General features: G+C 40.7%; 17 protein-coding genes and 1 pseudogene. 11 read left to right on the top strand and 7 right to left on the bottom strand.

The annotated features are described in order from the left end of the window. Window positions 1-371 precede the first annotated feature (371 nt). Window positions 372-2,087, top strand: a complete 1,716-nt coding sequence (locus QZ995_RS05080) for a methyl-accepting chemotaxis protein (protein ID WP_301803910.1) — start codon at window positions 372-374, stop codon at window positions 2,085-2,087. Between the two features lie 125 nt (window positions 2,088-2,212). Here the strand turns inward: QZ995_RS05080 and QZ995_RS05075 are convergent, their stop codons facing one another. The 3 genes from QZ995_RS05075 to QZ995_RS05065 are packed head-to-tail and all read right to left on the bottom strand — an operon-like array spanning window position 2,213 to window position 5,123. Beyond that, window positions 2,213-4,039, bottom strand: a complete 1,827-nt coding sequence (locus tag QZ995_RS05075; RefSeq protein WP_301803908.1) for an SH3 domain-containing protein — start codon at window positions 4,037-4,039, stop codon at window positions 2,213-2,215. Beyond that, window positions 4,036-4,977, bottom strand: coding sequence for a hypothetical protein (locus QZ995_RS05070; RefSeq protein WP_301803906.1), 942 nt, complete (start codon window positions 4,975-4,977; stop codon window positions 4,036-4,038). The genes QZ995_RS05075 and QZ995_RS05070 overlap by 4 nt, the downstream gene beginning before the upstream one ends. Then, on the bottom strand, window positions 4,974-5,123 hold the full coding sequence (locus tag QZ995_RS05065) for a hypothetical protein (RefSeq protein ID WP_301803904.1): 150 nt from the start codon (window positions 5,121-5,123) through the stop codon (window positions 4,974-4,976). The genes QZ995_RS05070 and QZ995_RS05065 overlap by 4 nt, the downstream gene beginning before the upstream one ends. Window positions 5,124-5,327: 204 nt before the next feature. Between QZ995_RS05065 and QZ995_RS05060 the strand changes: the two genes are divergently transcribed. The 9 genes from QZ995_RS05060 to QZ995_RS05020 all read left to right on the top strand — a co-directional run bounded on the left by QZ995_RS05060 (window position 5,328) and on the right by QZ995_RS05020 (window position 21,124). After that, window positions 5,328-7,109: a vWA domain-containing protein gene (locus QZ995_RS05060; RefSeq protein ID WP_301803902.1), complete on the top strand. Its 1,782-nt coding sequence runs from the start codon at window positions 5,328-5,330 to the stop codon at window positions 7,107-7,109. 15 nt (window positions 7,110-7,124) lie between these two features. Beyond that, window positions 7,125-10,514, top strand: a complete 3,390-nt coding sequence (locus tag QZ995_RS05055) for a tubulin-like doman-containing protein (RefSeq protein WP_301803901.1) — start codon at window positions 7,125-7,127, stop codon at window positions 10,512-10,514. A gap of 19 nt (window positions 10,515-10,533) precedes the next feature. Beyond that, window positions 10,534-12,882 (top strand): hypothetical protein, encoded by a 2,349-nt coding sequence (locus QZ995_RS05050; RefSeq protein WP_301803900.1) that lies wholly within the window; start codon window positions 10,534-10,536, stop codon window positions 12,880-12,882. Beyond that, window positions 12,879-14,165, top strand: coding sequence for a vWA domain-containing protein (locus QZ995_RS05045; RefSeq protein WP_301803897.1), 1,287 nt, complete (start codon window positions 12,879-12,881; stop codon window positions 14,163-14,165). The genes QZ995_RS05050 and QZ995_RS05045 overlap by 4 nt, the downstream gene beginning before the upstream one ends. 19 nt (window positions 14,166-14,184) lie before the next feature. Further along, complete coding sequence (locus tag QZ995_RS05040) at window positions 14,185-14,820, top strand: beta-mannanase (protein ID WP_301803895.1); 636 nt, start codon at window positions 14,185-14,187, stop codon at window positions 14,818-14,820. Between the two features lie 12 nt (window positions 14,821-14,832). Continuing rightward, entirely contained in the window at window positions 14,833-16,098 is a 1,266-nt protein-coding gene (locus QZ995_RS05035; protein ID WP_301803894.1) for a TRAFAC clade GTPase domain-containing protein, read from the top strand. Then, the gene (locus QZ995_RS05030) at window positions 16,098-18,599 is read left to right on the top strand and encodes a hypothetical protein (RefSeq protein ID WP_301803892.1); all 2,502 of its coding nucleotides are present in this window, start codon (window positions 16,098-16,100) and stop codon (window positions 18,597-18,599) included. The genes QZ995_RS05035 and QZ995_RS05030 overlap by 1 nt, the downstream gene beginning before the upstream one ends. A gap of 206 nt (window positions 18,600-18,805) precedes the next feature. Then, on the top strand, window positions 18,806-19,540 hold the full coding sequence (locus QZ995_RS05025) for an alpha/beta hydrolase (RefSeq protein ID WP_301803891.1): 735 nt from the start codon (window positions 18,806-18,808) through the stop codon (window positions 19,538-19,540). Between the two features lie 561 nt (window positions 19,541-20,101). Beyond that, entirely contained in the window at window positions 20,102-21,124 is a 1,023-nt protein-coding gene (locus tag QZ995_RS05020; RefSeq protein WP_301803889.1) for a fatty acid desaturase, read from the top strand. A 99-nt stretch (window positions 21,125-21,223) separates the two neighbouring features. Here QZ995_RS05020 and QZ995_RS05015 read toward each other — a convergent pair whose 3' ends face one another. From QZ995_RS05015 to QZ995_RS05000, 4 genes and pseudogenes are all read right to left on the bottom strand, one after another. Further along, a complete protein-coding gene (locus QZ995_RS05015; RefSeq protein ID WP_301804119.1) occupies window positions 21,224-21,562 on the bottom strand; it encodes a zinc chelation protein SecC in 339 nt (112 codons plus the stop codon). A 57-nt stretch (window positions 21,563-21,619) separates the two neighbouring features. Next, window positions 21,620-21,691 (bottom strand): annotated as a pseudogene (locus tag QZ995_RS05010) (SEC-C metal-binding domain-containing protein); the annotation flags it as partial. 93 nt (window positions 21,692-21,784) lie between these two features. Beyond that, window positions 21,785-22,477, bottom strand: a complete 693-nt coding sequence (locus tag QZ995_RS05005) for a class I SAM-dependent methyltransferase (protein ID WP_301803886.1) — start codon at window positions 22,475-22,477, stop codon at window positions 21,785-21,787. 79 nt (window positions 22,478-22,556) lie between these two features. After that, a complete protein-coding gene (locus tag QZ995_RS05000) occupies window positions 22,557-23,612 on the bottom strand; it encodes a MerR family transcriptional regulator (RefSeq protein ID WP_301803884.1) in 1,056 nt (351 codons plus the stop codon). A 464-nt stretch (window positions 23,613-24,076) separates the two neighbouring features. Between QZ995_RS05000 and QZ995_RS04995 the strand changes: the two genes are divergently transcribed. Next, entirely contained in the window at window positions 24,077-26,089 is a 2,013-nt protein-coding gene (locus tag QZ995_RS04995; protein ID WP_301803881.1) for a methyl-accepting chemotaxis protein, read from the top strand. Window positions 26,090-26,163: the final 74 nt, after the last annotated feature.

Genomic DNA, 26,163 nt, shown 5'->3' with positions numbered 1-26,163 from the left:
ATTAAATGATACCAAGACAGACAATTAGATAAGAATGTAACGTGTAACCCTAATAGCAGAAAAACTATTAGGGTTACATGCATTATGCCTATTTATAAGCCGTAAACAGTAAGTAACTGTCGGATAGAATAAATGTTTCGTATAAAAAGTTCGATAATAAAAAGAGAAGGGTTGGGCATTATTCCAATTTTAATAAGGATCAGAGGTGTCTTTTTTATAATGCTACTCTTAATATTTCGATAAAAAATATATTTATCGACATTAATTAATGTTTTTCGACAAAATTAAACAATTTTTTCAAAAGAAGTATCGTTTTCAGTTTGGAGCATTATATAATTAAATTAGAAATTTCTACAAGTAAGGAGACCCCCATGCGGATATTTCAAAACTTAAAAATAAGAACGAAATTATTACTCATCATTTTAACGTCCATCTTATCTTTTGTAGCGTTATCGTCATTAGGGTACAGCGGATTAAAAAAAGGGGACGAAGCTGCCTTAGGCATGTACGAGGATTGCTTGCTTCCCATTCAGTGGTTAGGAGATTTAGAATCGAATTTCTTTAGGGTTCATATGAATGTTTTGGAATATATGATTACCACTGATGATACAAGGAACAACCAGCTTGATAAAATCATCAAGGAGTTACGCGCAGAGAATGATGATTTAATCAAAAAATTGGAAAGCACCCGTATCCCAGTGGAGGAAAAAGAATTATACGAAGGATTTAGCACTAGCTATGGCAAGCTGCGTGATCTTACAAACAAAACAATTTCATTGGCTAGTCAAAATAAAAATGCAGAAGCATATACGTATTACCTAGCCGAGCTTCAGCCTTCTCGAACAGATGCCATTGTTTCTCTTAACAAATTATTAACTTACTTACAAGAAAAAGCAGATAAAATCCAAACTGAAAATTATCAGGAGGCCAATTTTACGATACTTATGTTTGGTATTGTAGCCTTACTAGTTGTTATCTTTATTAGTATTATAGGCTATATTGTCAGCAAATCGATTAAGCATCCTATTGATCTACTAGAAGCAGATATGAAACAAGTAGCTCAAGGAGATTTAACCATTCGCACCTCCTATGAATCAAAAGACGAGATGGGAAGCATCGTCTCCTCTTTCAATGAAATGCTAGAAAATCTTCAGCAGTTGATGGGAAAAGTTCAAGTAGCAACAAACACCGTAATGGTTTCAACAGACAATATGCTACACGAAACACAAAATGTTTCTGCTATCTCTAGTAACGCTGTAGTTACCATTGATGAAATGAACCGACAAGTGCAAGGACAAATGCTAAGTATTCAGGAAAGTGCTAAGGCCATGGATGAAATGTCAACCGGAGTACAGCGAGTGGCCGAATCTTCTTCGACAGTTGCTGAATTAGCAATCACTACAGTGGAACAGGCGAGAGAAGGCAGTCAGGTAGTGGAGCAATTCATTACACAAATGGATACGATTCATAATTCTGTAGAGGAAACATCAGCTGTTATCAGCCGTTTGCTGGCAAATACACAGCAGATTGATAAAGCCTTGTTGTCCATTACCGATATTGCTGAACAGACAAATCTATTGGCGCTAAATGCGGCGATTGAGGCGGCTCGTGCGGGTGAATTTGGAAGAGGCTTCTCTGTAGTTGCAGACGAGGTGAGAAAGCTGGCGGAGGAATCCAAGCAATCGGCCAGTGAAATCAATCATTTGATTACCTATATCCAGCAGGATTCGAAAGATGCTGTTCATGTCATGGAGAAAGGACAGCAAGAGGCAAAACAAGGAATTATTACAGCCAATGAGGCAGGCAAAGCCTTCAATGCTATTGTGGAAGAAATAAATGAAATTACGTATCAAATTCAAGAGGTATCTGCAACAACAGAAGAAATGTCAGCAGGAACCGAAGAAATAAATGCGTCGTTAGCAGAAATATCTTCTACTGCTACCCAAGTAGCTGGTTCTACAAATGAAACTGTACAATCTATTCAGGATCAATCGGCTTCTACAAATGAAATGGCTAATCATTCTATGAAAATGAATGAGACAGTTAAGGAACTTGAGAAGCTATTGGCTCAATTTAAAATTCAGTAACTGATAACCTTTTCTCTAAAGGCAGGAGCAAAAAAGATAGAAACAAAAACAAGCTGGCGAAATCTTAGCTCTGCCAGCTTGTTTTTATTAGGCTTCAAATTGCTTTTTTATCTATACGTACTCGCTTACGGTGATAGGTCAGGGCGTACCCAGCCGGAATTTCCGTTAAATGAGATTTGACACCAACCGTTTTCATCAGCTATGCCCTCAATGGAACTACCCTTTTTGATCTGGCCAATTACGCCGTATTCTTCACCTGGGCCCGCATAAACCTTGATGGAATCCTCGGCGGATCCATTTTCCATCCCGTCTGTTTTGGCAGGAGAGGCTGGGGCATTATCCGGCGGGGAGGTTTCTTGTGTTCCTGATTCGGCTTTCTCATCTGTTTCCGTGTCTGAATCTGCCTCAGGCTCAGTTTCGGGGGACGGCGATAGATAATCCCTTATCTTTTTCTCATAGACAAGTCCATTATCCTCTAGCTTAAAGGATGCTATTTCCTTTTCCCCTTTGCCCTCGGCATTTTCTAGAATTACGAAGCCTGTGCCTTCCGCTGTAAATCCATCTGCTTCTACCTCAAATAGCTTCACCCAATCTTTTTTGGATAAATCGGGAACAAATCCATAGTATGTAGAGAGACGGTTTTTACCTGTTGTTTCCACAATGAGGACAGGGGTCTCTTTACTGATTAATGCATCTGAAATACTGAGATTTTTTAGCTTTGTGTCTGTATGAAAAGACTTCTCTAGGTACAGAACAGAATGATCATCCGGCATTTTTGCTGCCAAATGAAGATGTTGATCTTCCTCTGAAATACCGGCTGAATAAACGACAGACCCCCAGCGTTTCTCTCCTGTTAGGGTGATTCCAAACGCTTTATCTGGATATTTCTCTTTCAATAGGCGAATTGGATCATGCTTGGTCCAGCGTTCTTCTAATTCTGTTACGAGCTGGGATGTATCCTGAAGCTCGCTTAGCTTTTGATACAGGTTACGTGCCTTTTCAAACTGGTTTGCTTTTATGTAACGTTCCGCTTGCTTTAGCTGAGAGGCGAGATGTTGATCAAGCAGGCTGATGGACTCCGAATCAGCAGGTAGCACGTCACTAATTTGACGGTAAGCCTTTACCTGCATGATAAAGGTGTCTAGGTCCTTATTGCGAATCGAGTGCTTGATCTTGGAGCTAGCATACTTTTCTAGTAAAGCAAGTAACCAATCACCTTGTATATCTACTTGCTTATAAGCACGTAAGCTTCTGGAGGCTGATTGGATTACCTGGTCAAAGGTACTTCTGTTTGTTACATCCCTATATTTTTTTTGATCATAGGAACGAAAAAGGGAAATGAGCTCCTGTTTCTTCTGTTTTTCCCCGCCAAAAAATTCATCAGGAATAGCGACCAAAGAATGAACAAAGCGTTCATCACGATAATTTTGCTGATTCAAGTTTTCCTGCATAGATGTCGCATAGGTCTTTTTCATAGCAAGAAAGTAATTTTTTAAAGTCGCTTCGATTGCATGCCCTTCAGAAACTTGTGTGAAAAAATCTACGAATAGCTGTTCTTCCTGCAGGGCGTGCTGTTTAAAGGTGTGGTAGGTCGTATACAGCTCTAGCATATCTCCTGCCTGATTATTTCCTGCGGCAGCATGAATCTGCCAAGAGATGGATTCTAGCTGTTGGCGAATTGAACGCAGTGTGGATAATGGTCTATCCCATGCTTCATCGCCATAGCTGATAGTAGTAATGGCTTGTGCTTTAGCGAAGCTTTCTTGGGCCGCAAGCAGATTTCTTTCCTGATAGTGCTTTTTTGCTTCTTCGTATAAATTGATTTTTTTCAGGCTATATCTAATCTTTACACCCATGGCAATTAAAGCTAACAGGAATAGAATTAGCAGGATGTTCCGAATCCAGAGTGAACGTTGATAGACAGGGAGTAGTTTGCTAATAAATTTCTTCATAGCAATCCTTTCAGTTCGGGATCGAACGAGTAGTGCTGATCCACGTGTCTCTTGGTAGCTTCATATAATTTGGCCCACTGACTATTTTGACGGGCACTCACCATTTTAGCTAAACGAATCAAACGCTCCTTAGGTAAATATTCTATGAACTCAATAATAAAATCCTGATATTGATCTATATGAGCTCGTACTCGTAAAGATGCCCCTGCAACCTGACCTAGGATTTGCGCCCCATTACTTTCCTGAAGAATATACGATTTATTTGAAATAACATAATCTACAACAGCTTGTTTTACTAACCACGGTTGGACTTTTAGTACCTCATGCAGATAGGCAATAAAATGATAATTGTAATCAGATGGGATCAGCGTATCTAACTCCAATTCCATGTCCTTACGTAGTACAAAGTGATTGAGATATTTAACCTTGAGAATTTTTACCAAATCGGAGTCGATAAAGTAGCCAACTTCTCTGATTTTTTCATAGGCATCCTTATATTTTTTTGCCTTTACATCAGCATCAATTTCCTCTAGCTGTCGATAGAGAGCATTTTTAATATTCTCCTGCTCCGTTTTGATGAACTGTTCAAAATGAACCTTTTGTTCGTAGGAGCCATACCGCTTCTGCATGAGCCAAAAGAGCAAAAAGAGAAGAACGCCTCCACTGCACGCAAGTACCAAATTCATTGTCGTATCAGCAAAAATAGCGGCGAGACAGACAAACAGACCAATCCAAAGAAAGCTAATTTGCACGTGTCGTCTGGTAGTGGCTGCTGAGACAGCACGGATAGGCAGAAGTGTTACGTTTTTTTCGCAAAAGGGGCATTCCGTATCCCGCAGAACAGAATAGGAATGACATTTTGGACAATATTTTAAACGTTCAAAGGCATGAGTTGTTTTAACAGTCTTTCTGAATTGAACACCAGTTTTTGTCTTCATTTTTGCTCACCTTCATTATTTAACATCGCATGAAGATACTGATCCATCTCAGCTTCTGTTTTACATTTTCGTTTAAATAGCCATAGTTGAGTAAAGCGATAGCCCAGTAGTACCAAAGCAATAGCTAAAAAGATATAAGTTATCATCTATCATTCTCCAAATATCAATGTCGAAATATGTAACATAATAGTACATACGTCCGTATAACGTTATATGGATCTAACATGGCTTTTCTCTTTTTAATTGTAAAATATAGTGGTAATCTTGTCATATAGTCATATTCTTTGCAATAGTCGTTCAAAAATATTGGATATTTTTTACAAAAAATTAAGTAGCGGAGGTTCAATAACATGCTTCAATGTAAGAAGTTTTTTCAGCATATATTGTGCGTGGGACTTCTGTTGACTTCTCTAACCGCAGGTGCCACGTTTGGTTTTGCACAGACTGGTGGAGATAAAATGGACGCTGTGTTGGTTGTAGACGTCAGCAATTCCATGACCCAAAGTGATAAAAACAAAGTAAGTAACGAAGCAATGAAAATGTTTGTCGATATGACCTCTATTCAGGGGAATAAGATCGGGGTCATCGCATATACGGATAAAATTGAGCGCGAAAAGGCACTGATTGAGGTTAAATCCGATCAAGATAAGCAGCAAATCAAAGCCTTTATTGACAGCTTGCAAAAAGGCGCATACACCGATATTTCTGTAGGGGTCGATGAAGCAGTAAAAATTTTAGATGCAGGACATGACCCGGCGCATTCTCCCATCGTTGTGCTGTTAGCAGATGGAAATAACTTTTTAAATAAGGATTCCAATCGCACACAGCAGATGTCTGATCAAAAATTGCAGGATGCGGTACAAATGGCCAAAAGCAAAGGGTACCCTATCTATACGATAGGACTTAATGCTGATGGACAATTAAACAGAACAACTTTGCAACAGATCGCGGCAGAAACGAATGGCAAGTTCTTTGAAACAAGTACGGCTGACAAGTTACCGCAAATTCTCAGCGAGATTTTTGCTAATCATCTAAAGCTGAAGGTTGTTCCTGTGAAAAGCATGACTTCAAATGGAGCCTTTCAGGACGTAACAATCTCGATACCTAACACCAATGTATTGGAAGCAAATATTTCGATCATGTCGAAGAATGCCGTACAGGTAAAGCTGTTTGATCCGTCTGGCAAGCCGGTGTCAGTTCCGTCTAATCAGGTTCATTTCTCGAAATCAAATGCATATTCCATGATTAAAATGCTAAAACCCCGGCAGGGAGATTGGAAGCTACAGGTCAAAGGAGCAGCCAAGGATAAGATTGATATCAACATGATCTTTAATTATGACGTGCAGCTCGCAATGGAGCCGATCCCTGCTAAGACATACAAAGCTGGCGATGATATCCAAATTAAAGCAGAACTAGTTAGTAATGGACAAAAAATAACTAGCACTGATCTTTACAAAAGCATGAAGGCAAAGCTGCTCGTTAACGATGTAACAGACCACAAAACAAGTGAAATGGAATTAACGAATACAGGCAGTGGATTTACAGGGACCTTTACAATCCCGGCTTCCCATCAATACGAGATTAAAGTGAAAGCAGAGGATAACAGTTTTTATCGAGAAACACAGACTGTTACTGTGAATGCAGCAAATGCAGGGGCAACGGGAGCACAGCAACCTGCAACTGCCCCAACAGGGGAAGAAAAGCCTTTTCCATGGGTCATGACGGTTGGTGGTACTCTTGGTCTGATTTTACTTATTGCGATTGCTTTATACGTACTGTCCATCTGGAAGAAGGCAAACAAAGGATTTATGGGGCAAATGGCTATCGAAATTATCAATGAGGATACAGGCGAAAAGTCGAGTCCACAGTATAAAAAACTAAATGTCTTTAAAGGTAAGGTGAAATTGCATCAATTGCTTCAGCTTGCCCCAGAGTTTCAGGAGACAGACAAAATCATTTTTCTACCAGGCAAAAATGACACGCTTATCATTCAAAACAAATCTGATTGTCAGATTGAAAAGGCTGGAAGAGTACTAGATGCAAGTAAAGGAAGGGAATTAAAAAAGAACGATCGAATCAAGGTATCCCTTTCTGGTGTAAACAAATCAGTCTTTATTGACTACATCATCTAGGAGAGGATCGATTATATGAGAGCAGTTGTGAGAGAACATATTCAGCAGTTGGATGTATCTTTAGGCGGGGGAATCGTCAGTGAGAAGATTCGTGTAGATACGATTGATAACCCGATGCTTGTTATTGGTTTAGGTGGAACGGGGATTGATGCTTTGCTCCGTTTAAAATATCAGGTAAACAGACGTTTCAAGCTACCGGTGGATTCTTTATCGAAAAAACGGAAGGAAAAACCGGATAATATTGAGTTTGTCGCCTTTGAAACAAATGAGCATGATCGCAATAAGCGTTACAAGGGTATTGGTCTTGATCCTATGTCAGAATTTGTGTTGCTTTCTAATCCGGAGATTGGCGGAGTATTGCAGAACAGAAGCATTTTAGAACCATACATTACGGATTGGCTTTCGCCTGAGCTGACGATCACAGATGGAATCAGTGGAGCATCAGGAGTTAGACAGGCGGGTCGTTTGCTGTTATTCACCAAAATTACACAGGTCGTCCAAACCCTTGAGAAAAAGATTAAGATGCTTACCGAGGGCACTAATAAGAAGCTGATCGTATTTATCTTAACGGGTATCTCAGGCGGAACCGGCAGTGGCTGCTTCATGGATATTGCCTATATTGTTCGCGGTATTTTAGAACGAGAATTTGGCAGTGCGGGAGTCGATAAGGTTAACTCGCTTGGCTATCTGTTTACACCAGATGTTAATTTGTCGAATAAAAGCCTCAGCTCGCATACGCGAGATTACATCATGAAAAATGGTTATGCTGCGTTAAAAGAGCTGGATTATTGGATGAATGCAGACGAACGTATGGATCGCTTTAAGCAACAATACGGCAACGCCTTAAACGTCTCTTCTCCAATGCCTCCATTCAATTTGTGCCACCTTATTTCGGCAACAAATCTAGAAGGGAAAGCATTAGAAAATGCCTACGATTACTGCATGAATGTTACGGCAGAAAACATTACCAACTTCATGGCAAGTGAAGAAAAACGGTCGGGCGAAGAGTTTGCGATTCATGATTATATTAGTAATATTCGTACCAACATTAATCAGATGCCAAAAGCATATGCTGCTAACTACCAATATAACGTCATAGGTGCTTCGTCCGCGGTACTGCCGATTGAAGAGATGACTACTTATTTGGCATACCGATTGTTTAAAAAGATGGAGAACATGTTTATCGCTGCTCCTACACAAGAGGATGTAGAAAAATTTGCCCGCAAATTAGGCATCGATATCGATTCGATTTCCAAGAGATTTGAGGAGCGCGTTCCAGAACCTATCCCAGGCTACGAAAATAGTGAGCGTCTCAGCTATAGCAATGTCATTAGCCAACAGGTTGTAAGCATCGATCATGAGCTGGAGCAGGGCTATCTGGCCAAAGCGAGAGAGGAATATATCAAATGTAAGAAACAGCTTCCAGGCGAGCTGACCACTACATTTAGCGAGCTGATTACAAGAGTATTTTTACATGCACAGCAAGGTCCGTTTTTTGCATCGCGTTTGATTCATTCCGATAAGGGCTTTTCCTTGCTTAAAATGGTACTCTCTTATATCGAGAGCCTAAAATTAAACCTAGAGAGCTTCCCAAGAGAAATTGAGGGAGCGCGCGAAACAGCTAATGAGAAGCTGGGTGATGCTCGCAGCGCCTTTATCTCAAAAGAAAAGAAGAAAAATAGCTATTTAGAAGCAAAAATCACCGAATACCAGCTTCTTGCTGATCATGAAAAGCTAGAGCAAATGATCGAGTTCTACGAGGAGCTATATCGCCGATTAAGTGATGAAAACAATCGGATTTACAGTGTATTTACGGAGATTTTAAATACGCTCAATCAAATTTTTGAAAAGAACGGTGACATCCTCATTAACGGTGGGGAGGAGATGGATCGCACCGGAAATAAAACGTATTACTGGAATATTGTGAGCGTGCCTGATATTGCGAAGGTTATCGCAAACACCATTGATGAAAAGGATACAGATGATTTAATACGTGATTTCACTGCTGAATTGCTGAAGCGCTCCGATCATTGGATCAAGGAAACGGAAGTAGATATCGTCGGTGCTATTTCAGACTTTTTATCCGATAAGTTCAGCCACCTGATTACAATGTCCATGGAAGAGTTTTTGCTGATGAAATACGGGCAGGACGAAACGCTAGATCGTATTGTAGAACGAAAAATAGCTAGTAAATTAGATGAAGAAGCTATTCCGGTTTTCCACCTCAGCAATAATCTGGGTAATATGAATTTCCCTTCGTGGGGCTTTGTTTCGGTGCCGCTTCAGGCTCCGTCTATTTTGAAGGGGATCAAGAACTATCAAAATACGTCAATCAGCGGCTCTCGCTTTACAGTTAAGGAGAGCGGAGTTAAAAATCGCATTTTCTGGTTGAATACAAAAAATGGTGTTCCTTTGTTTGCTTATACACCGCTTAAAGTGTATGAGGAAAGCTATGAACGAACCATTCTTGAAAAAGAGGGTGTCGGTCGTCACTTAGTACAATCAGAAAAGAATAACTGGACGTACCTACCATCTCCTATTCCAGAGAAATCTTGGGGAGAAACGTATCTGAATGTACGTGTAAAAGAGTACAATGCTAAGGTTCGCGAGCTATTTGACAGAGCTGTTCGTTTTGGATGCATCATCGAAAAAGACAGTGAAAATCAAACAAGCAACCGATACGACTGTATCATTACCAAGCCGTTCGAAATCACTGCCTTCTTGGCTAAATATAAGCTGGACAAAGATCCATCGAAAGGTAGCCCGGGGGAGATTAAGAGATGTCTTACTGAATTGAAGGGCTTTATGGAGCAGGGATTGGAGCAGGAGTATGCAAAGGATTTGTTTGGCAGCATCAACGAAGAGATGGCCAAGGAAAATCTGATTCGCTCTCCGGAACTTATTCGTCTCCTTCAGCAGGAAGTGCGTAAATACGAAGACATCGAGAGTAAAATCAGCGAGCTAGAACAGATCATCCAATCCATTCAAGGTGAGGAAGAGCTGCTAAATCGTTTCATTGAAGCACTGTACACTGGTACTATTTGTAAAAAGGGCGCACTGTATGTGTATGATAAGGACGAGGAAGAAGAGGCTTGGGAGCCTTTCGTCAATCTGATGAAGGTGAACAAGCATGTAGAGTTTGCTATCTACAATCAATATCGCAATTTGGACGGCAAACAAATGACTGCTCTTCAACGCAAAGCGAGTAAACGAAGCGACCAGATGACATCAGCAGTTGATACGCAGGAATTGTTAACGAAGCTAGAGGAAATCACTGCTGCTTTTCAAGAAACAAAGAACGAGCTTGAGTACGATCGGGATGACTATGTAAACGGGGAAGAAATGTATCGTTTTTATAAAAAAGTGTGGTCGAAAGTAAACGATATGCGCAAAACATTACAATAATGAATTAGGGGAGAAAAGCATGAGGGATTTGATTGAACAGTTCGCAACTCACTATGTGTCGGATTTAGAAAAACAACTGGATAGTGAGAACGGACAGCGTAGCATTCAGAACCCTGTGCTTTTTCTCTTTTTAGGTGATAAGAGCGTAGAGGCACTTCAGGCGATTTATGCTATCAATGAACAAAAATGGCAAAATAGCGAGGGAGTGCTCTATGTTCACGCCTATTCGGAAGAAACTCTGCAGCTTGCGAATGTGTATAACTGCCGCTTGCCGCAGCCTTCTGCTGATAAAAAAACGATGCGGGCTTCTCTCTATGACATGTTTTATCAAGATGAATCATTGCTGATCGAATTAAATAAAATGATGAAGATGGTAAGTGTTCGTGTAGCAGAAATGGGGAAGCTGTTTGCTTATCACCAACAAATGAATATTGCAGTAGTCACAAGAGCAGATGATATTGCTAATGTGCTGCTACCGGAATTTACGCTTCTTGTAAAGAACTATCTTAGTGAAGTGTTTAAAAATGTGTCGTTGGATTTGTATGTTTTGATACAGGAAAAGAACCATGGCCAGGAATTTGGATTTTCTACGTCAATAGGAGTTAGCTTCCTGGATGAATTACATGAATATCAACAGCCTGATTACCAATTCTGTGCTGATCTTCAGATGACAGAGGATCGAGTGAAGCTGGCTGTGGAGCATACTTGTTCTCCGCTTTATTCACTTGTGTATATCCTAAGTGATAAGAATGAGCAGGGAATGTTCATTGATAACGGTAAGGAAGATAATTATGAGTTGATTAGCGATATCGTGCTGCTCAACAATAAACGAGTCGATTCAGAAGTATACGAAGGCAGTGAAAGCTATAATCGCACACAATTTATCCACAATATTACCGGGGTTACTGGACGACCTACATTTGCTTCAGCCGGGCTCTCTAAAGTAAAGCGACCGACTCACGCTATTGCGCATACTGTACTTGCAAAGGTGTATGATCACTTTCTAGAACGTTTGAAGCAAAATTGCTCTTATGATGTTTCAGAAATATTGGAGAGACTGGAGATCACAGACTCACACATTCTCCAAAAAGTAAAGTCAGTTTTACCGGATGAGAGCAAATTAGAAGAGATGACAGGTTTGATGACTTCGGGCGTTAGCTACAAAGAGCTTACGAGCATGACTCTTAAAGAGGCAGAGGTAGCATTGTTCGAGGATAGCAGTCAGACCTTTTTTGCAACGAATTTTGTGCTTGCCGCGCGTTCCAAACGGGATTCTTCTCAACAAAAGCATAAGCTCACTCGGCTTATTAGAGAAGAAATTCTGGAAAACCCCAAATACGGATTATATGCTGCCTACCAATTAACCTCGGGATATGATGCTAAGAAGAGCCTTGCTAATGTCTTGCATTCCAGAATCAGAGATACAATTCGACAGCTGGAATATTGCAAGGATCAGCTAGAGGATCTTTATCGTCAGAGGGTTGACCGACAAGAGATAAAAACGGGAGGTCTTTTTACACGAGATAAAGAGCGTGTACGGAATTTTATTCGGCATTTTTTCCCGGTCATTTATGGAAAGAAGTATGAGATTTTAGGATTGGAAATGGAAATAGAGCTTCTTACCGATTATGAAAGACAATTGGAGGATATTCATCAGAAGTTCAAACAACAGGTCATGCAGCTAGAAGAAATCAAGGTACAGGTCAGTGAGATGTCGCGAAAAAGCATCCGAGAGGCTGTAGATTATCTAGACAAAAACATAGAGGAATACTACGGAGCTGTTGTACAGGAATCGATTGAAATAGTAGAAGCCAAACGAGGAACTGGCTTTTACTTTGAGGATAGATACATGGGGAGCATTTCTTTCCTATTAGATAAAGGAGTTACCGAAGTGATCCAGCGGCTATGTGACATGTGCCGTAAAGAGATTATGACCAGTGAGCCGTTTTCCCTTTCCTTTGAGGATGAACTCCTGGCAAGAGCGAATGTGACGGCGGCTTACGACAACAGGACTGTTTTGACCCGAGAGCAACTATACAGAGATTTGGCTTTGGAATTGGAAAGCAGATCATCTGTCCATATAGAAGTCTTTCAATTTATGCAAAAGTATAGATATGAGGAAAAATACTTTTTTGCTGATTATACGAATGATTTTGTTCAATATGTATTTCGAACCGAGCAGGGAATGCGGACCTATAAGCAGGGGTGCATTCATGAAGCAAACAAAAGCGGGATTGAGAAAATTAAGCTCATGGGTGGTTTCGGTATAGAAGACCTCATGTATTACCGCAATAATAGGAAATATTATGAATCCTATCGGGAAAACGGCTTTTTATTTCGCCGACAAGGAGGGGGGCAATTGTCATGAGTCAAAAAAGAATCAGTCTGCTCATGGTTTTCTGTAGCTTGATAGGTGGAATAATCGGCTTTGTAGTAGGCGAAATGATTGTAAACCTTTTGTCTAATGAACTGCCTCAGTGGGTGGTTATGGGACTTTATTTTGGACAGTATGCTTTATTTGTTGGACTTATGTGTTTAATAGCTGAATTAATTTCACCTCGATTAAACGGGCAGGGCTGGAGACAGCGTTATGTCGGGTTCTCATGGAAGATGCTTGTACCGAGTACCTTTATCATGCTAGGTGTAGTTGCTATGCTATTACAATTTTTCTATGGGGCAAATTTTCAGAAGGCGTCCGGTTCAAACAACATTGTTATGCTACTGGATATTTCCTCCAGCATGCAGGAGTCCGATAAGGATAATCAGCTTTTTAAATCAGCAGCCGATGTGGTTCGTAGAATGGATGCTAATACAAGAGTAGCAGTCATTACCTTTAATCAACAAGCGAGCGTGCTGCAGCCCTTGGTGCTATTGAACAGTCAAAAGGTAAGAGATGATGTTATACAAAAGCTGAATAGTCATGAGGGTCCTTCTGGCGGCACTGATATAGAAGAGGCACTGCAAACCGCTTTAAACCATATAAACAGTGAGATAAACAACCCTGGTAATAGCACGGTTATCCTCATGTCAGACGGTTATAGTGATGTGGATTTAGATAAATCTCTTCAGCCATTCAAACAATCCCAAATCATTGTTCATACAGTTGGGATGAGTACTGTTAGCGCAGATGGCACACAGTTGTTAAAGCGCATTGCGGAAGAAACCAATGGCAATTACTACGATATTGAACACACAGATCAAATCACAGGTGTGTTCGGTAAAATTTATGATATGAGTCGTCAGGATCGTGAGCTTGTAAAGGAAAGAGTAGGCGCAACGGAGCATAGCTTTTTCTATGCAACCCTTCGTGTCGTGAGCTTGCTTGTGATTGGAGCGTTGTTAGGGTTGGCAGTAGGACTATTCTTTGATAACAAATATATAGCCAAGGGCTTCACTTTAGGAGGAATCGTGTCTGGACTTCTTGCCGGAGTAATTCTTGAGAAGGGATTGGCATCTGGAATGTATCCAGCTATGGGTATTCGCCTTGTAGCCGACTTGCTGTTAGCTGCTGTCATGCCTTTGTTTACGATTTTTATCCCAATGCCTAATCAGGCTCTAGCCTCTGAGAAAAGTCGATTTACCGGCGGCAGATATTTATCGGCAAAAAATAAGGAAGCTAAGCAGATCGGTACGAATAAGTTTGATAGGTAGAGTAGGAGTATGATGTGAAATGAGCAGAACGGAAAAACTATCCATTGCACTTATTAAGGATGTTACCTCCCACATGCAGGGTAACGAATGCGTGATAAATTGGTACTGGGCAGAATCCGTTCCCTGCGTCTACGTGTACAAATCCCGATTCGAGACACCGTTTCATCCTGACCAAATCAATGAGAAGGATATGAAGCTATACACACGCGAGGAGTACAAAGTGCATCAGGGATATCGTGAATATATCGATGGGTATGGAAGATATACGTATCGAATTTTTCCGTGCCAGCTTCAGAATGGCAGACCGGTTATGCTAATTCCGGAGGGTGAGGATCACATCGTTCATGTTAGTTCCGGCAAAGCTAAAATCTATTATTCCTTTAAAAGAGGGAAGAAATGGTTTAGTCAGTATCAAACCTTACAGATTCGCATTTTTTCGGAGATTCTTATTCCCAAGGAAGCTTTATGCTATGTGAAAAAAGAAGGCTCTCCTCCAGCGAACAAGGATGATGGCACGCAGTATGCTTTTATCCGTGATCTTGAGCCAGGAGAGAATGTAATGCCTGAAATCGAGATCAAGAAAAAGGATTACATTCGCCTCTTTTTGACAGACGGAAAAAAATACGGGCAGAGCTATGAGCTGATTCCTGAATAGGAGGGAACCAACGTGTTTACATTTTTGAAAAATATGTTTGAGAAAAAACAGCCAGTCAAGGAACGGCTTCCTTTTTATGATATTGTTTGTCCCTATTGTTTTGCGAAGTATTCCCCCGATCAGGTAGTATTTAGAGCCACGCATCATCGTGATGATGACGAAGATTATGCTTTGCAGGAAGATGAGATTCTAAATCAGTATAGAGATAAATTCGGGCTTGATGCGATCGAGGAGCTTGAAGCAGTAATTGACCCGGCTACGATACCGCAAGAAAATCAGCTTTATGTTGATCAGGTTTTAGTAGGCCTGACTGATCGATACGGTATGGTTACCAAACGCAGACTTTGCCCGAAATGTCATAATGAACTCCCGATTACAGCCGGAAAAGCACCAAGTAATATTATTTCCATCGTGGGTGCTTCACAAGTAGGTAAATCTGTCTATATGACATCGCTGATTCACACCCTGCAAAATACAACGGCAAATCATTTTAATGCTGCCTGCATGCCATTAAACGCACAGATTAGTCGCAAGTTCCGGGAAAATTACGAGACTCCTTTATTTGAGAGAGGCCAACTGCTTGACTCTACTCAAAAGGAAAAGCGGCAGGAGCCCTTTATTTTTCAGTTTATTTTTAAGGATAGTGAACAAGCCCCGCTCATTCTAGTGTTTTTTGATGTTGCGGGTGAGGGAATGGTAGATCGTGAATATTTGGAGCTATATGCATCCCACGTGAAAAATTCCTCAGGCATTCTATTCCTTGTTGATCCGCTGCAAATTAGAACGATACGCGACAAAATCATGTTTAATGCAGGCGATGAGCCAGGGGAGTTTACTGCCAGATATGATGAGCCTCGCGAAGTGCTCATTACCCTATTTGAGAATTTCATCGGATATGAGGAGCACAGCAAAACCAATATACCGACTGCTGTTGTACTGACTAAAAGCGATATGCTACACATGCTGAAGGAAGACGATAGTGAGTATATTAAATCAAACAGCAATGTATTTCGAAATTTCGTTCATAAACAGTATCTGAACACAAGTGAGTTCGAAAATATCAATGGAGAGATAAGGCGCTTCATTGAAAAAGTTGATCGACCTTTTAAGGATGCACTGGAGGTTTATTTTACAAATACGGCTTATTTTGCTGTATCTGCACTCGGAAGTAACCCGGTTAACCAAAAGGTGACTGGCGTAGTGACGCCTGTTCGCGTAGATGAACCATTTATTTGGCTGTTACATCAATTGGATTATATTGATGGGAGGGAGCAATAGTGGGACGGCAGCATATTCAACAGCAGTACTATACGCGAGGGCGGCAAGGGATTTTCCGCTCAAACGAAGGATACGACACCGTCTCTAAATCTGCTTCTCTGGACAATTCATTTATCAAGAAGACGCTTCATCCGTTTTGTGTCTATAACGCTCCTAAAGAGCTGCAGGAAAAGGGAGAAACACAGGTAGAGAAGTATCCAGAGGCACTTTTCTGTTTTCGCGCTGAATCAGGCGAGATGGTCATTGGGAAAAGCGTTTATGTAGGAGCAGACTTTACAGGACAGCGGAACACATTTTTTACCCATAATTATGTGATCCCAAATGTGCAACGAGATGAATTTTGCAAAACGCCAGCAAAAATTTTCGGCATTAGTTCCTTTGTAAATCATCATGAGGAAACAGACGGGAAAGAGCTGCCTGAGTTAGAGGATTTACCATATCAGAGTCGCAGCACTGGTGATAAAAAGCAGATTCTAGCTCGGTTAGGGATTGATGAGCAAGCCTTTAAACAGCTTCTATTCGCTACCATGAGCTCTCTATCAACGAAGAAAAAGGTATTTATTAGCTTAGATGTTGATATCAGTGAGACCTCTGAAGCTGCTGCTCAATTATTAGAGCTTCTGTATGGCTGCTTGCCTTATGAGATGCGTAGACAATTTGGATTCCTTACCTATACAAATGAACCAGAAAGTAAAAAGTATCTCCATGTTATTTTTGTTGAAAAGGGTAGCATTAGGTCTGGTAACGGACATATGAATAAGGATTTTCTGTTTGATTTCGCAAATAAATCGATACTTCATGCTGATATTCAAGGTGAGCACGAGTATCTTAGCTTTGCGTGGACGAATTTGAATGAAGCAGTTGTGCTCAAGTCGTTTTACGAGTTCGCTGACGAAATTCTTTCAGGAGAGAATCCTGCTAAGGGCTTGAGCATTGCCACGTATTATGAATTGTGCACGCTGTTTTTGATAGAAACAGGTAAACTGAACGTCTATGAGCGAAATAAAGCGGCGGTATGGCAGGTACTCCTACAGTACCTTCGTAATGAACGCTTGATAAACAAAAAGAGATTATTTGCGTTGTTTAGACTTTTGTTTGGAGCGGAAAAAACGGCGGTTACATCCAAGAGCCTGCCTGCCGCCGAACTGATTACCTTGATCTGTGAAGCGTATAACGTTGTTGAGAATCAAGATAACCGCAAAGAGATCGCGATGTACCTGATGGATGTTCTTCTGAAAGGGAAAAGCTCTCAGCAAACAGAGTACGTTGAGCAGGTATACAAGCAACTCTCAGGTAATCATGAATTGTTTACGTTTATGATGAATACCATTTTGAGCTATGAAAAGGTAGTGAAGCCTTTATTTGAGGAATATGTAGCTCAACGCTTAGCGAACTGCCACAAACTAGACGATGCAGTCAAGGAAATGAGCTTTTGGGCTGTTCATGCTTCCCAAGCTCTGCAGAATCCTTTTTTCATCAATAGTACGGAGCAAAAATTGCTTAGCTTATTTCAAGAAGAGAAACGAAAGGTAGAAGCGGCATTGTCGGTTCATCAAGCGTTGGGTAAGTGGGGAGTCGGTCACAGCTATGCGAGCAGATTGTTAGAAGAGCTAGACAAATGTTTACTGAAGCATCTTTCTTTGGAGGTCTTATCCAAGGAGGATGTTAAAAGGATTGTCTCTTTGTTTGAGCATAAACCGCAAAGCTTTTTCACAGCACTAGATTCACAGAGTGAATATAAGCTGGAACTACTAATGAACGTTTTTTCTCTAGAAACAGAGACGGGAACGCCTTTGCCCGAAGAATTTTATCGGAATTGGGACGCGGCTGACATCCAAATACAGCAGAAGCTGATTCGAAAGCTGGTAGGCAGCCCATTAGTCGAAGGCAGTTTCCAAAAGATAGCGCTTATTTTTTATCGTGGCGATTCTCAGAATTCCCATACCGCGTTTGATTTTGACAGTATGCTTACTTTTGTAGAGCAGCATGGAGGAGAAGAGACTGCCTATCTGTTCATTCAGTGGTCAGTAAAGCAACGAATGTTTCTGATAGATAGAAAGCTTGTCTCATCTTATCGTCACGTCTTGAAGCAATATCTACTGCATGATCACGCTAAAAGACTACGGGATAAAGAATGGCGAAAACGTTGGTACGCTATTCGTAACCCGGAATTTAGAGAAATATTGCATGAGGCAGAGAACGAGTCGTCAAATGCCGTATCGAGATTCTTTCGCCAAAACAAGGGCATGGCTGCGATCGGGTTGCTCGTGATGCTTACGGTAGGTTCAGTTGGAGGAGTAATGCTCTATTCTAAAAGTCAGGTTTCTATTCCGGCGACCCTGCCTGCTACAGTAACGACACCTGTTGCTGGTGAAGCGGAGGATGTTACACCGATATTTGTGGAAAAGGGACAGGCTGAATCAATAGACAATACACCAATCTATATGCTATTACAGCCAAAAGTTAAGCCGGTGAGCATATCGTCTGTCCCAGCTAAATAGATTAGGTAGACAAAATAGAAGAGATAAGGCGAAAGAGCTCTGCCTATAAAAAAGAGGACTAGTCACTTCATATGGACTGGTCTTCTTTTTGTATTTAAAAGCTGAATTTCTCCATTGTAATTCGGGATTTAATCCATGGCTGTCGCATCCGTATTTCAATTACTATTTTATAAAGACATGGATACGCGGTGAGAAAGGGGATAAGGATGCGAAAGGTCTTTATTACAGAGACGGTGGGAGACAGAGAAATTATGATTTACTTGCCCCCTACTTATGAAGCCGGGGGGAGCTTTCCTGCGGTATACGTACAGGATGGCAGCTATTTAGTCCATACATGCATGAATCTGCTGGAGCATCTTTTCATTACCAAGGAGCTATCCGAATTGATTTTCGTGTGTATTCCACCGCACAATCGAAATGATGAATATACGCCATGGCCTGCAAAAGCACTGCTCCGCAGCTACCCTGATTTTGGTGGTAAGGGCGCAGAGTACCTTTCTTACGTTGTTCATACGTTAAAGCCTTATGTAGATTCCGTTTATCGGACAAAATCTGAAGCGGAGCATACGGGAATAATCGGCGGCTCTTTTGGCGGAATGATTTCATTATATGCGGCTTACCTGTATCCTGATGTATTTGGACGTATAGGATTGCTATCTGCCTCCTTATGGTTTGAGGGACTGCTAGAATTTATCCGTGACAACCAGATTGGTTCTAGTAAGCAACGAATGTACATGTATGTAGGAAGTTTAGAAGGCATCTATAAGAAAAACATTCAGGCTAATATGGTTCCGTATACGTATAAGGCTTATGAGTTTTTAATCGGAAATGGATTCCCAAAGGAGCAATTGAAGCTTGTGGTAGAAGAAGGCGGGACGCATGACGGGCTTTTCTTTATTAAGCACTTCCCACAGGCGATGAAATGGCTGTTTACATCGTAGATAAAAAAGCTGATTTGATTTGTAACACTGATATTAACTGGTGTATTCTATTCGCCACCGAATAATGAATGAGATGAGAGATTGGATATCCAAAGCACATCATGAAAATTGATCGTTAAATGAATTTGATTGGGAGAAGATAGTGGTGCATGAATATGTCTTCTTCTCTTTTTTATTTCATTAATAAGGGCATTCTCATGTTCCATGAGAATAACGAATGCAACCGGGTTGGTAGCAGAATGTTGGCCAAGTGACACCTAAATTCTCAGAACCAAGAACAAATTTTTTCTGAAAATTGGTGAATTTAAGCAAAAAATTATAAGACAATTGAGAACGATTTTCGAATATAATGATGAAAGGCAGTTAAAAAAGAAGAGCACGATTAGTTACGAGTTAGACGTAACGTTATATGTCGCTAACAAAGCGAGGGTTAAAAACGATCTTAAAACCTTCAATTGTTATAGTGAACTATAGATGGGCATGAATCATCTTCCCCTTTGATTCGGAATCCATGCGTTACTATAAAAGTACAGATTCAAAGAGAGGAAGATTACTATTAGCGTGAAGCTGGATGAACAAGTTAACTGGAGAAAGCAAATGGCCCCCTATGAAAAATCCCAGATCAAGTATAGTGTACGACAGCTAATCAATACGTTGATCCCATTTTGTCTGCTTTGGTATGGTGCATATCTATGTTTATCGGTATCCTACTGGTTGAGTCTAGTATTGATTGTCCCTGCTGGCGGTTTTCTCATTCGTATATTTATTATCTTTCATGATTGTTGCCACTACTCTTTCTTTAAAAATCGGAAGACAAACGAGATTGTTGGTTTGATTACGGGGATTCTAACGTGTTGCCCCTATGAGCAATGGAAGAGATCTCACTCTATTCATCATGCGACAAGCAGTAATTTAAATAAACGAGGCACAGGAGATGTATGGACACTCACAGTAGATGAGTACGTAGCCTTGTCGCCTAGTAAGCGGTTATTTTATCGGTTGTATCGGAATCCATTCATCATGTTTGGTCTAGGCCCTATCTATGTATTTTTGATTAATTACCGATTTAACCGCAAAGGTGCAGGGCAAAAGGAACGTCTTAATACGTATATAACCAATCTAGGCATTGTTTCCCTATCAGGTATACTATGCTGGACTCTAGGCTGGCATGCATTTTTGCTCATTCAGGGACCGATCTTTCTTATCTCAGGTGCAGCAGGTGTATGGTTGTTTTATGTACAGCATCAGTTTGAGGATACGTATTTTGAACAAGAAGAGAACTGGAGTTATGTAAAAGCGGCCTTACAGGGAAGCTCCTTTTACAAATTGCCAAAGGTCCTGCATTGGATTACAGGCAATATTGGCTTTCACCATATTCACCATTTAAGTCCGCGTGTACCTAACTATTACTTGGCTTCGGCTTATAAGCATAATGCCTTCTTGCAGGACGTGAAAAGCATTACATTGCTATCAAGTCTGAGATCACTCAGCTTCCGTCTGTGGAGTGAGGAGAGCAAGAAATTTGTGGGGTTTAAAGATGCACACCACAGGATCGTGAAAAATAATTTGGAAAAAATTGGTTAATTCAAAAGAGTACCGTGTAAAATCATGAAATAAAAACCTAGCACGGATCAATAGGTACAAAACAGTACCTGAATGACGGGCTAGGTTTTGTTGTAGTTGTTATGAAGTTGTCTGATCTGCAAACCAATCGTTATCAAGAATGTCTTGTACGCGTTTGGAGATTGTTGTGGCAGAGACATTATACTTGCTTGCTAATGCGGCCTGAGTAACGGGAATATCCATAATCGTCGCAATCGAATATTCAATCGAAGCTTCAATGATTCCAGCTTTTCGGATTACGGGATGGGTAGCATGAGCGTATTTATGCCATAAATTGATGGCTGCAGCAATGATGTCAGGCTTGTAATCTGCCTGCATATTCCTCACAATATTATGAGCTGCAGTTATATAATCCTCGTTATCCCATGTTAAATCTAGATCAATATATTTATGCAACAATTGATTGGTTCCTGTTGACGATGAATGAAGGAAATCGCGTTGCTCATCTTTATGTAAACAACATTTTTTGTATTTTTTGCCACTCCCACATGGGCAGAGTGAGTTTCTTCCAATATCCAAAATAACCACTTCCTCTTTATAACCTGATTGTTAATAATATGTAGTATAACATATAAAAAAAACCATTCCTCGACCGATGACGAAGAATGGCTTTTGTTTTTGTTAAACCTGTAAGGTCCAGATTCCCGCACACTCTGGTACGTGAAGAAGCGATTGGCTAACCACTTTTTCTGCTACCTCCTCTCCAAAGAAAAACCTTGTCAGGTCTGCAGCTTCTTCTACACTCTCAAAATGATAATCCAATCTAATCCAAGAAAAGGAAAAGCCATAGTCTTGTTCAAGTGATCTGTAATAATCCTGTAGAAATATCGGGGGATGCGGAGTTTCATGTCCGGTCCCCATTGTTTCCAAAATAATAGCTGTACCGCCGGGGCGAAGGACGCGCTTTATTTCCGCCATTACCTGCTTGATATTATGCTTCCAAGTAGGGTCGGTAGAGTTGGATAGGTAGCCAATGCTCCAGCCCGATACTAATAGATCAGCAGAGTCATTGGCTACGGGAAGAGCGCGATGATCAGCTACCTGTGTTCTCCAATTGTGAAGACCGGCTTGCTTTAATTTGTGTGCTGTTACTTGCAGCATGGCCTCGGATGCATCGAGAGCAACGATTGATTTAGCCTGCTTAGCTAGCACTGTAGTAAGTCTGCCTGTACCGGCTCCCAGATCAATAATGTCTGTATTTTCAATCGGTTTTATCTGGTTGATTACAGCATAGAGACTTGGTTGCTTTGAAATTAAACGTTCGTATTTCTCTGCTTGATTCTGATAGATATCGGGATGATTTGGTTGTGCCATGCATAGCCCTCCTTATATGTTGTTGGACTTTAGCATAAGGCTTGACGTTACGAGAAGGTCAATACCAAAGGATACATCTCTATCTGATAGGAACGGCATACATGACATAGAGCAGCTCATGCAGTTTCTGATGCTTTACAATATACCCATTGCGAGTAAACCAATCGAGAAGCTGTTCACTATTTGCATAATATTTATCCTGAATAGCTGTATAGATATCTCTTTTCCCTTGTTTCAGTAAACCTTCTAGGTACTGCTCTTTATGTCGTTCATTCTCAAACATCAAATCGGTTATACAAATCCGGCCGCGTGGCTGTAAGACTCGGCGCATTTCGTCTAATGCCATCAGCTTTTGAGCATCCGTAATATGGTGGAATGCAAAGCTGGTCACAATAAAATCAAATTGATTGTCCAGATAGGGAATAGCTAGGAAATTGCCCAGTTTCGTTTCCATCTGTGGATGCTTGCGTTTGCATTGCTTCAGCATTTCTTTTGATTGATCGACACCTGCCATCTGGATGCCTTTATCTATAAAGCGTGCTGCCAAATTCCCCGTACCAGTGCCCATGTCCAATCCTTTTTCCTTAGGAATAGGATCGACCCATTGAAGCGTCATATCAAGTGCTTCCATGTAGTTTTGGTAGACATGAAAGCTCTGTTCGTTACGTAAAACATGCACGTCATGGGTTCTAGCCTGATGATCAAAATTCCACTTATCATGCCAGTTTTTACGTAAGTCTCTGAGACGTTTAGAGCCTTCTGCCAGAGTAAAAATCTGCTCCAACGACAGTTCCTTGTTTTGTCCCAAGCGTTCTATCATTTGATCTGTTGTGCGAATGTTTTCTTTCAGCTCCAGCCATTGTGCAAACATGACATACCGCTGCAGCTCCAAATAATATTGAAGCTCATCATGATTGCCCTCATCTATTTGCTTTAGAGCCGTTTTAATATCGGGAATAGACATCCCCACTTCCCGTAAGGCAATAATGGTTTGCAGGCGCCAGACGTCTTTCTCTGTAAAATCACGATAGTTGTTCTCCTGATTTTTAGCTGGCGTTAATAATCCCTTTTCTTCATAAAAGCGAATAGCGCGCGGAGAAATAGTAAGCTTGTCTGATATTTCCTTGATTTGCATTTGTCAGTCACCTACCCAAGATTATCGAAACAATAACGCAGGGGAAACGTTGAAAGCACAGAAGTTCGCGAAGGCTACTTCTATGTCAGAATGAAATATGGCAATCACCATTAGAAAAATAATCTATAGTGTTATTTTGTAAACCAAGAAAGCTGCCTTAAGATAGAGCTTTGACCCAGTTGGTTATGATCCTTCCAATTGCTAGAAATTGCTTTTCTGCTATCTAGTTTACTGGTTATTTCATATTCATGCATCAGCTTCCCGTTTGGGATAGATCACGGTCCCATTTTTTGATTTTGGGGGGAGGTCTTTTTGGACGGGCATTTTATTTATGAAAATATTTATAAAATTTAAAATTAAATCTGTAACAGTTTGTCTATGGATTTTGTTACTATTTTGTACGATTAAAGTAATGTACAAGAAAATTTCGATATACGGATATCACAGAAAGTGGAGGGATTATTTTGAATTTTAGGCTTCAGTTTAAATCGATTAAAGCGCAACTGCTTTTTATTATTGGTGGGTTGCTTATTACAACATGTATTGGGCTTACATTGTTAGCTTATTTTACCGCTCAAAAACAAATTGAAAATACAGCCGAAACGATGCTTTCTCCTCTTGCTCAGCAAACGGCCAATTATTATGAGGATAAACTAAAAAATGAGGTAACGTTCATTGAGGGAGTCGCATCCCGCAAGGAAATCGAAAACTATCAAGCCAACCCACAGGAAGCTCAAGCTAGTGTTTCTAGGCTGATAAAAAAACGTGGAGCAAGTAAATGGGGAATTGCTGATCTCTCCGGAAAAGTGGTTTTAGGACCTCAATCGAATACCAGTATCACACAGCGAGATTATTTTAAGAATGCTCTTGCTGGCCATTCCAATACTTCAGACGTGATTGTTTCTATGGAAGATAATTCGTTGATTATCATTTTCGCAACGCCTATCTACTTAGAAGGAAAAATAAATAGCGTGTTGTACATGGAGTATAAAGTTGATAAATTATTGGAAATGATTTCAGACCTTACTTTTAGTAAAACTGGACGAGCTTATGTGCTTAATAAACAAGGAACAGTAGTAGCACATGAAAATATTGATTTAGTATTTGCCCAAGAAAATGTAATAAAAGCGGCTGAAACTGATCCAGCGCTCCGTGATTTGGCAGAGCTAGAACAAAAAATGATCAGTGGGGTCAATGGTACAGGGTCTTACGAATATAAAGGCGTAAATAAATATGTAGGCTTTGCCCCTATTCCACTTACTGGCGGCGGACTTGCTATCTATATTGAGCAGAGTGACCTGTTGAATGGAACTGTTATCATGCGCAACTATCTATTTGCTATTTCCTCCGTCTTTCTGCTTCTTGGAGGTATTGCGGTTTATTACTACTCTTATTCTCTATCACGTTCGATTCAAGGCTTCAAAAATATCTTCTCCTTCATGGCTAAAGGTGAGCTATGTACGGCTATTGATCAGAAACTACTAAACCGCCGTGATGAAATCGGTGATATGTCACACATGCTCGAGGATATGAAACAATCCTTTAGTAGCTTAATTGGCGTTATTCAAAAGCAGTCCACTGAAATTGATCGTTCCTCCCATAATCTAAGCAATATTTCACAAGAGATGAGTACAGCGACAGAAACGGTTTCCAATTCCATTCAAGAGGTAGCTGCTGGAGTAACTTCTCAAACAGAAGAGCTTGTGGAAATCAGTGAAATTCTGACTTCGTATGGCAAAGGCTTAGATGACATGGCAGCCTCCATCGAGGACGTGGACCGCAACGGGAAAAACATTTATGCAAGAGCAAGCGAAAGCAATGAAAACATGGACAAATTGATTGTATCGGTAGATCAGGTGAATCAAATTTTCAAAGAATTTATTGATAGAATCGTTGTAGCGAATGAAAATTTAAACGGTGTGCATCATATCACGACTGCTATCAATGAGATTGCCGAACAAACAAACCTATTGGCCCTAAATGCGGCTATAGAAGCTGCACGTGCAGGTGATTCGGGACGAGGCTTCGCTGTAGTGGCAGACGAGGTGCGCAAATTAGCAGAGCAATCTCGCCAGTCGGCTCAAATGATTGCAGATATGATTACCTCAGTCTCCTCTGATTCCGATCAGATGCTAGAAAATGCAAGATCCATGAGTCAAGCTATGTCTGGTCAAAAAGCGGAAATGGATTTGGCAATGAGCTCCTTCCGTGAAATTATTCGTGAAATAGAGAATATCAATCCGAAGCTGGAGCAAATTAGCTACTCTGCACAACAAATGCAAAAACAAAAAGAAGAGATTTTAGAAAAAGTAGAAACAAGCTCTAGCATTTCTGAAGAAGTAGCAGCTTCCTCGGAAGAAATCGCTGCAACCTCTGAACAAGCTTCTGCAGCAGCTCAGGAAGTTCATGCAACGGCAAGTTCGCTTGCAGGCATGACAAAGCAAATGCAGGAGGAATTAGAGCGCTTTAAAGTGTAAGGATTATTCCATGAAAGCAAACTTGCTAGAAATAGAGTGTTTGCAATAGATTTTATCAACTGAATATTGACTTG

The sequence above is a fragment of the Brevibacillus laterosporus genome, from assembly GCF_030489605.1.
Taxonomy (GTDB): Bacteria; Bacillota; Bacilli; order Brevibacillales; family Brevibacillaceae; genus Brevibacillus_B; species Brevibacillus_B laterosporus_E.
Note: the sequence above shows the minus strand (reverse complement) of the source record. Positions and strands in the feature narration are given on the sequence as shown.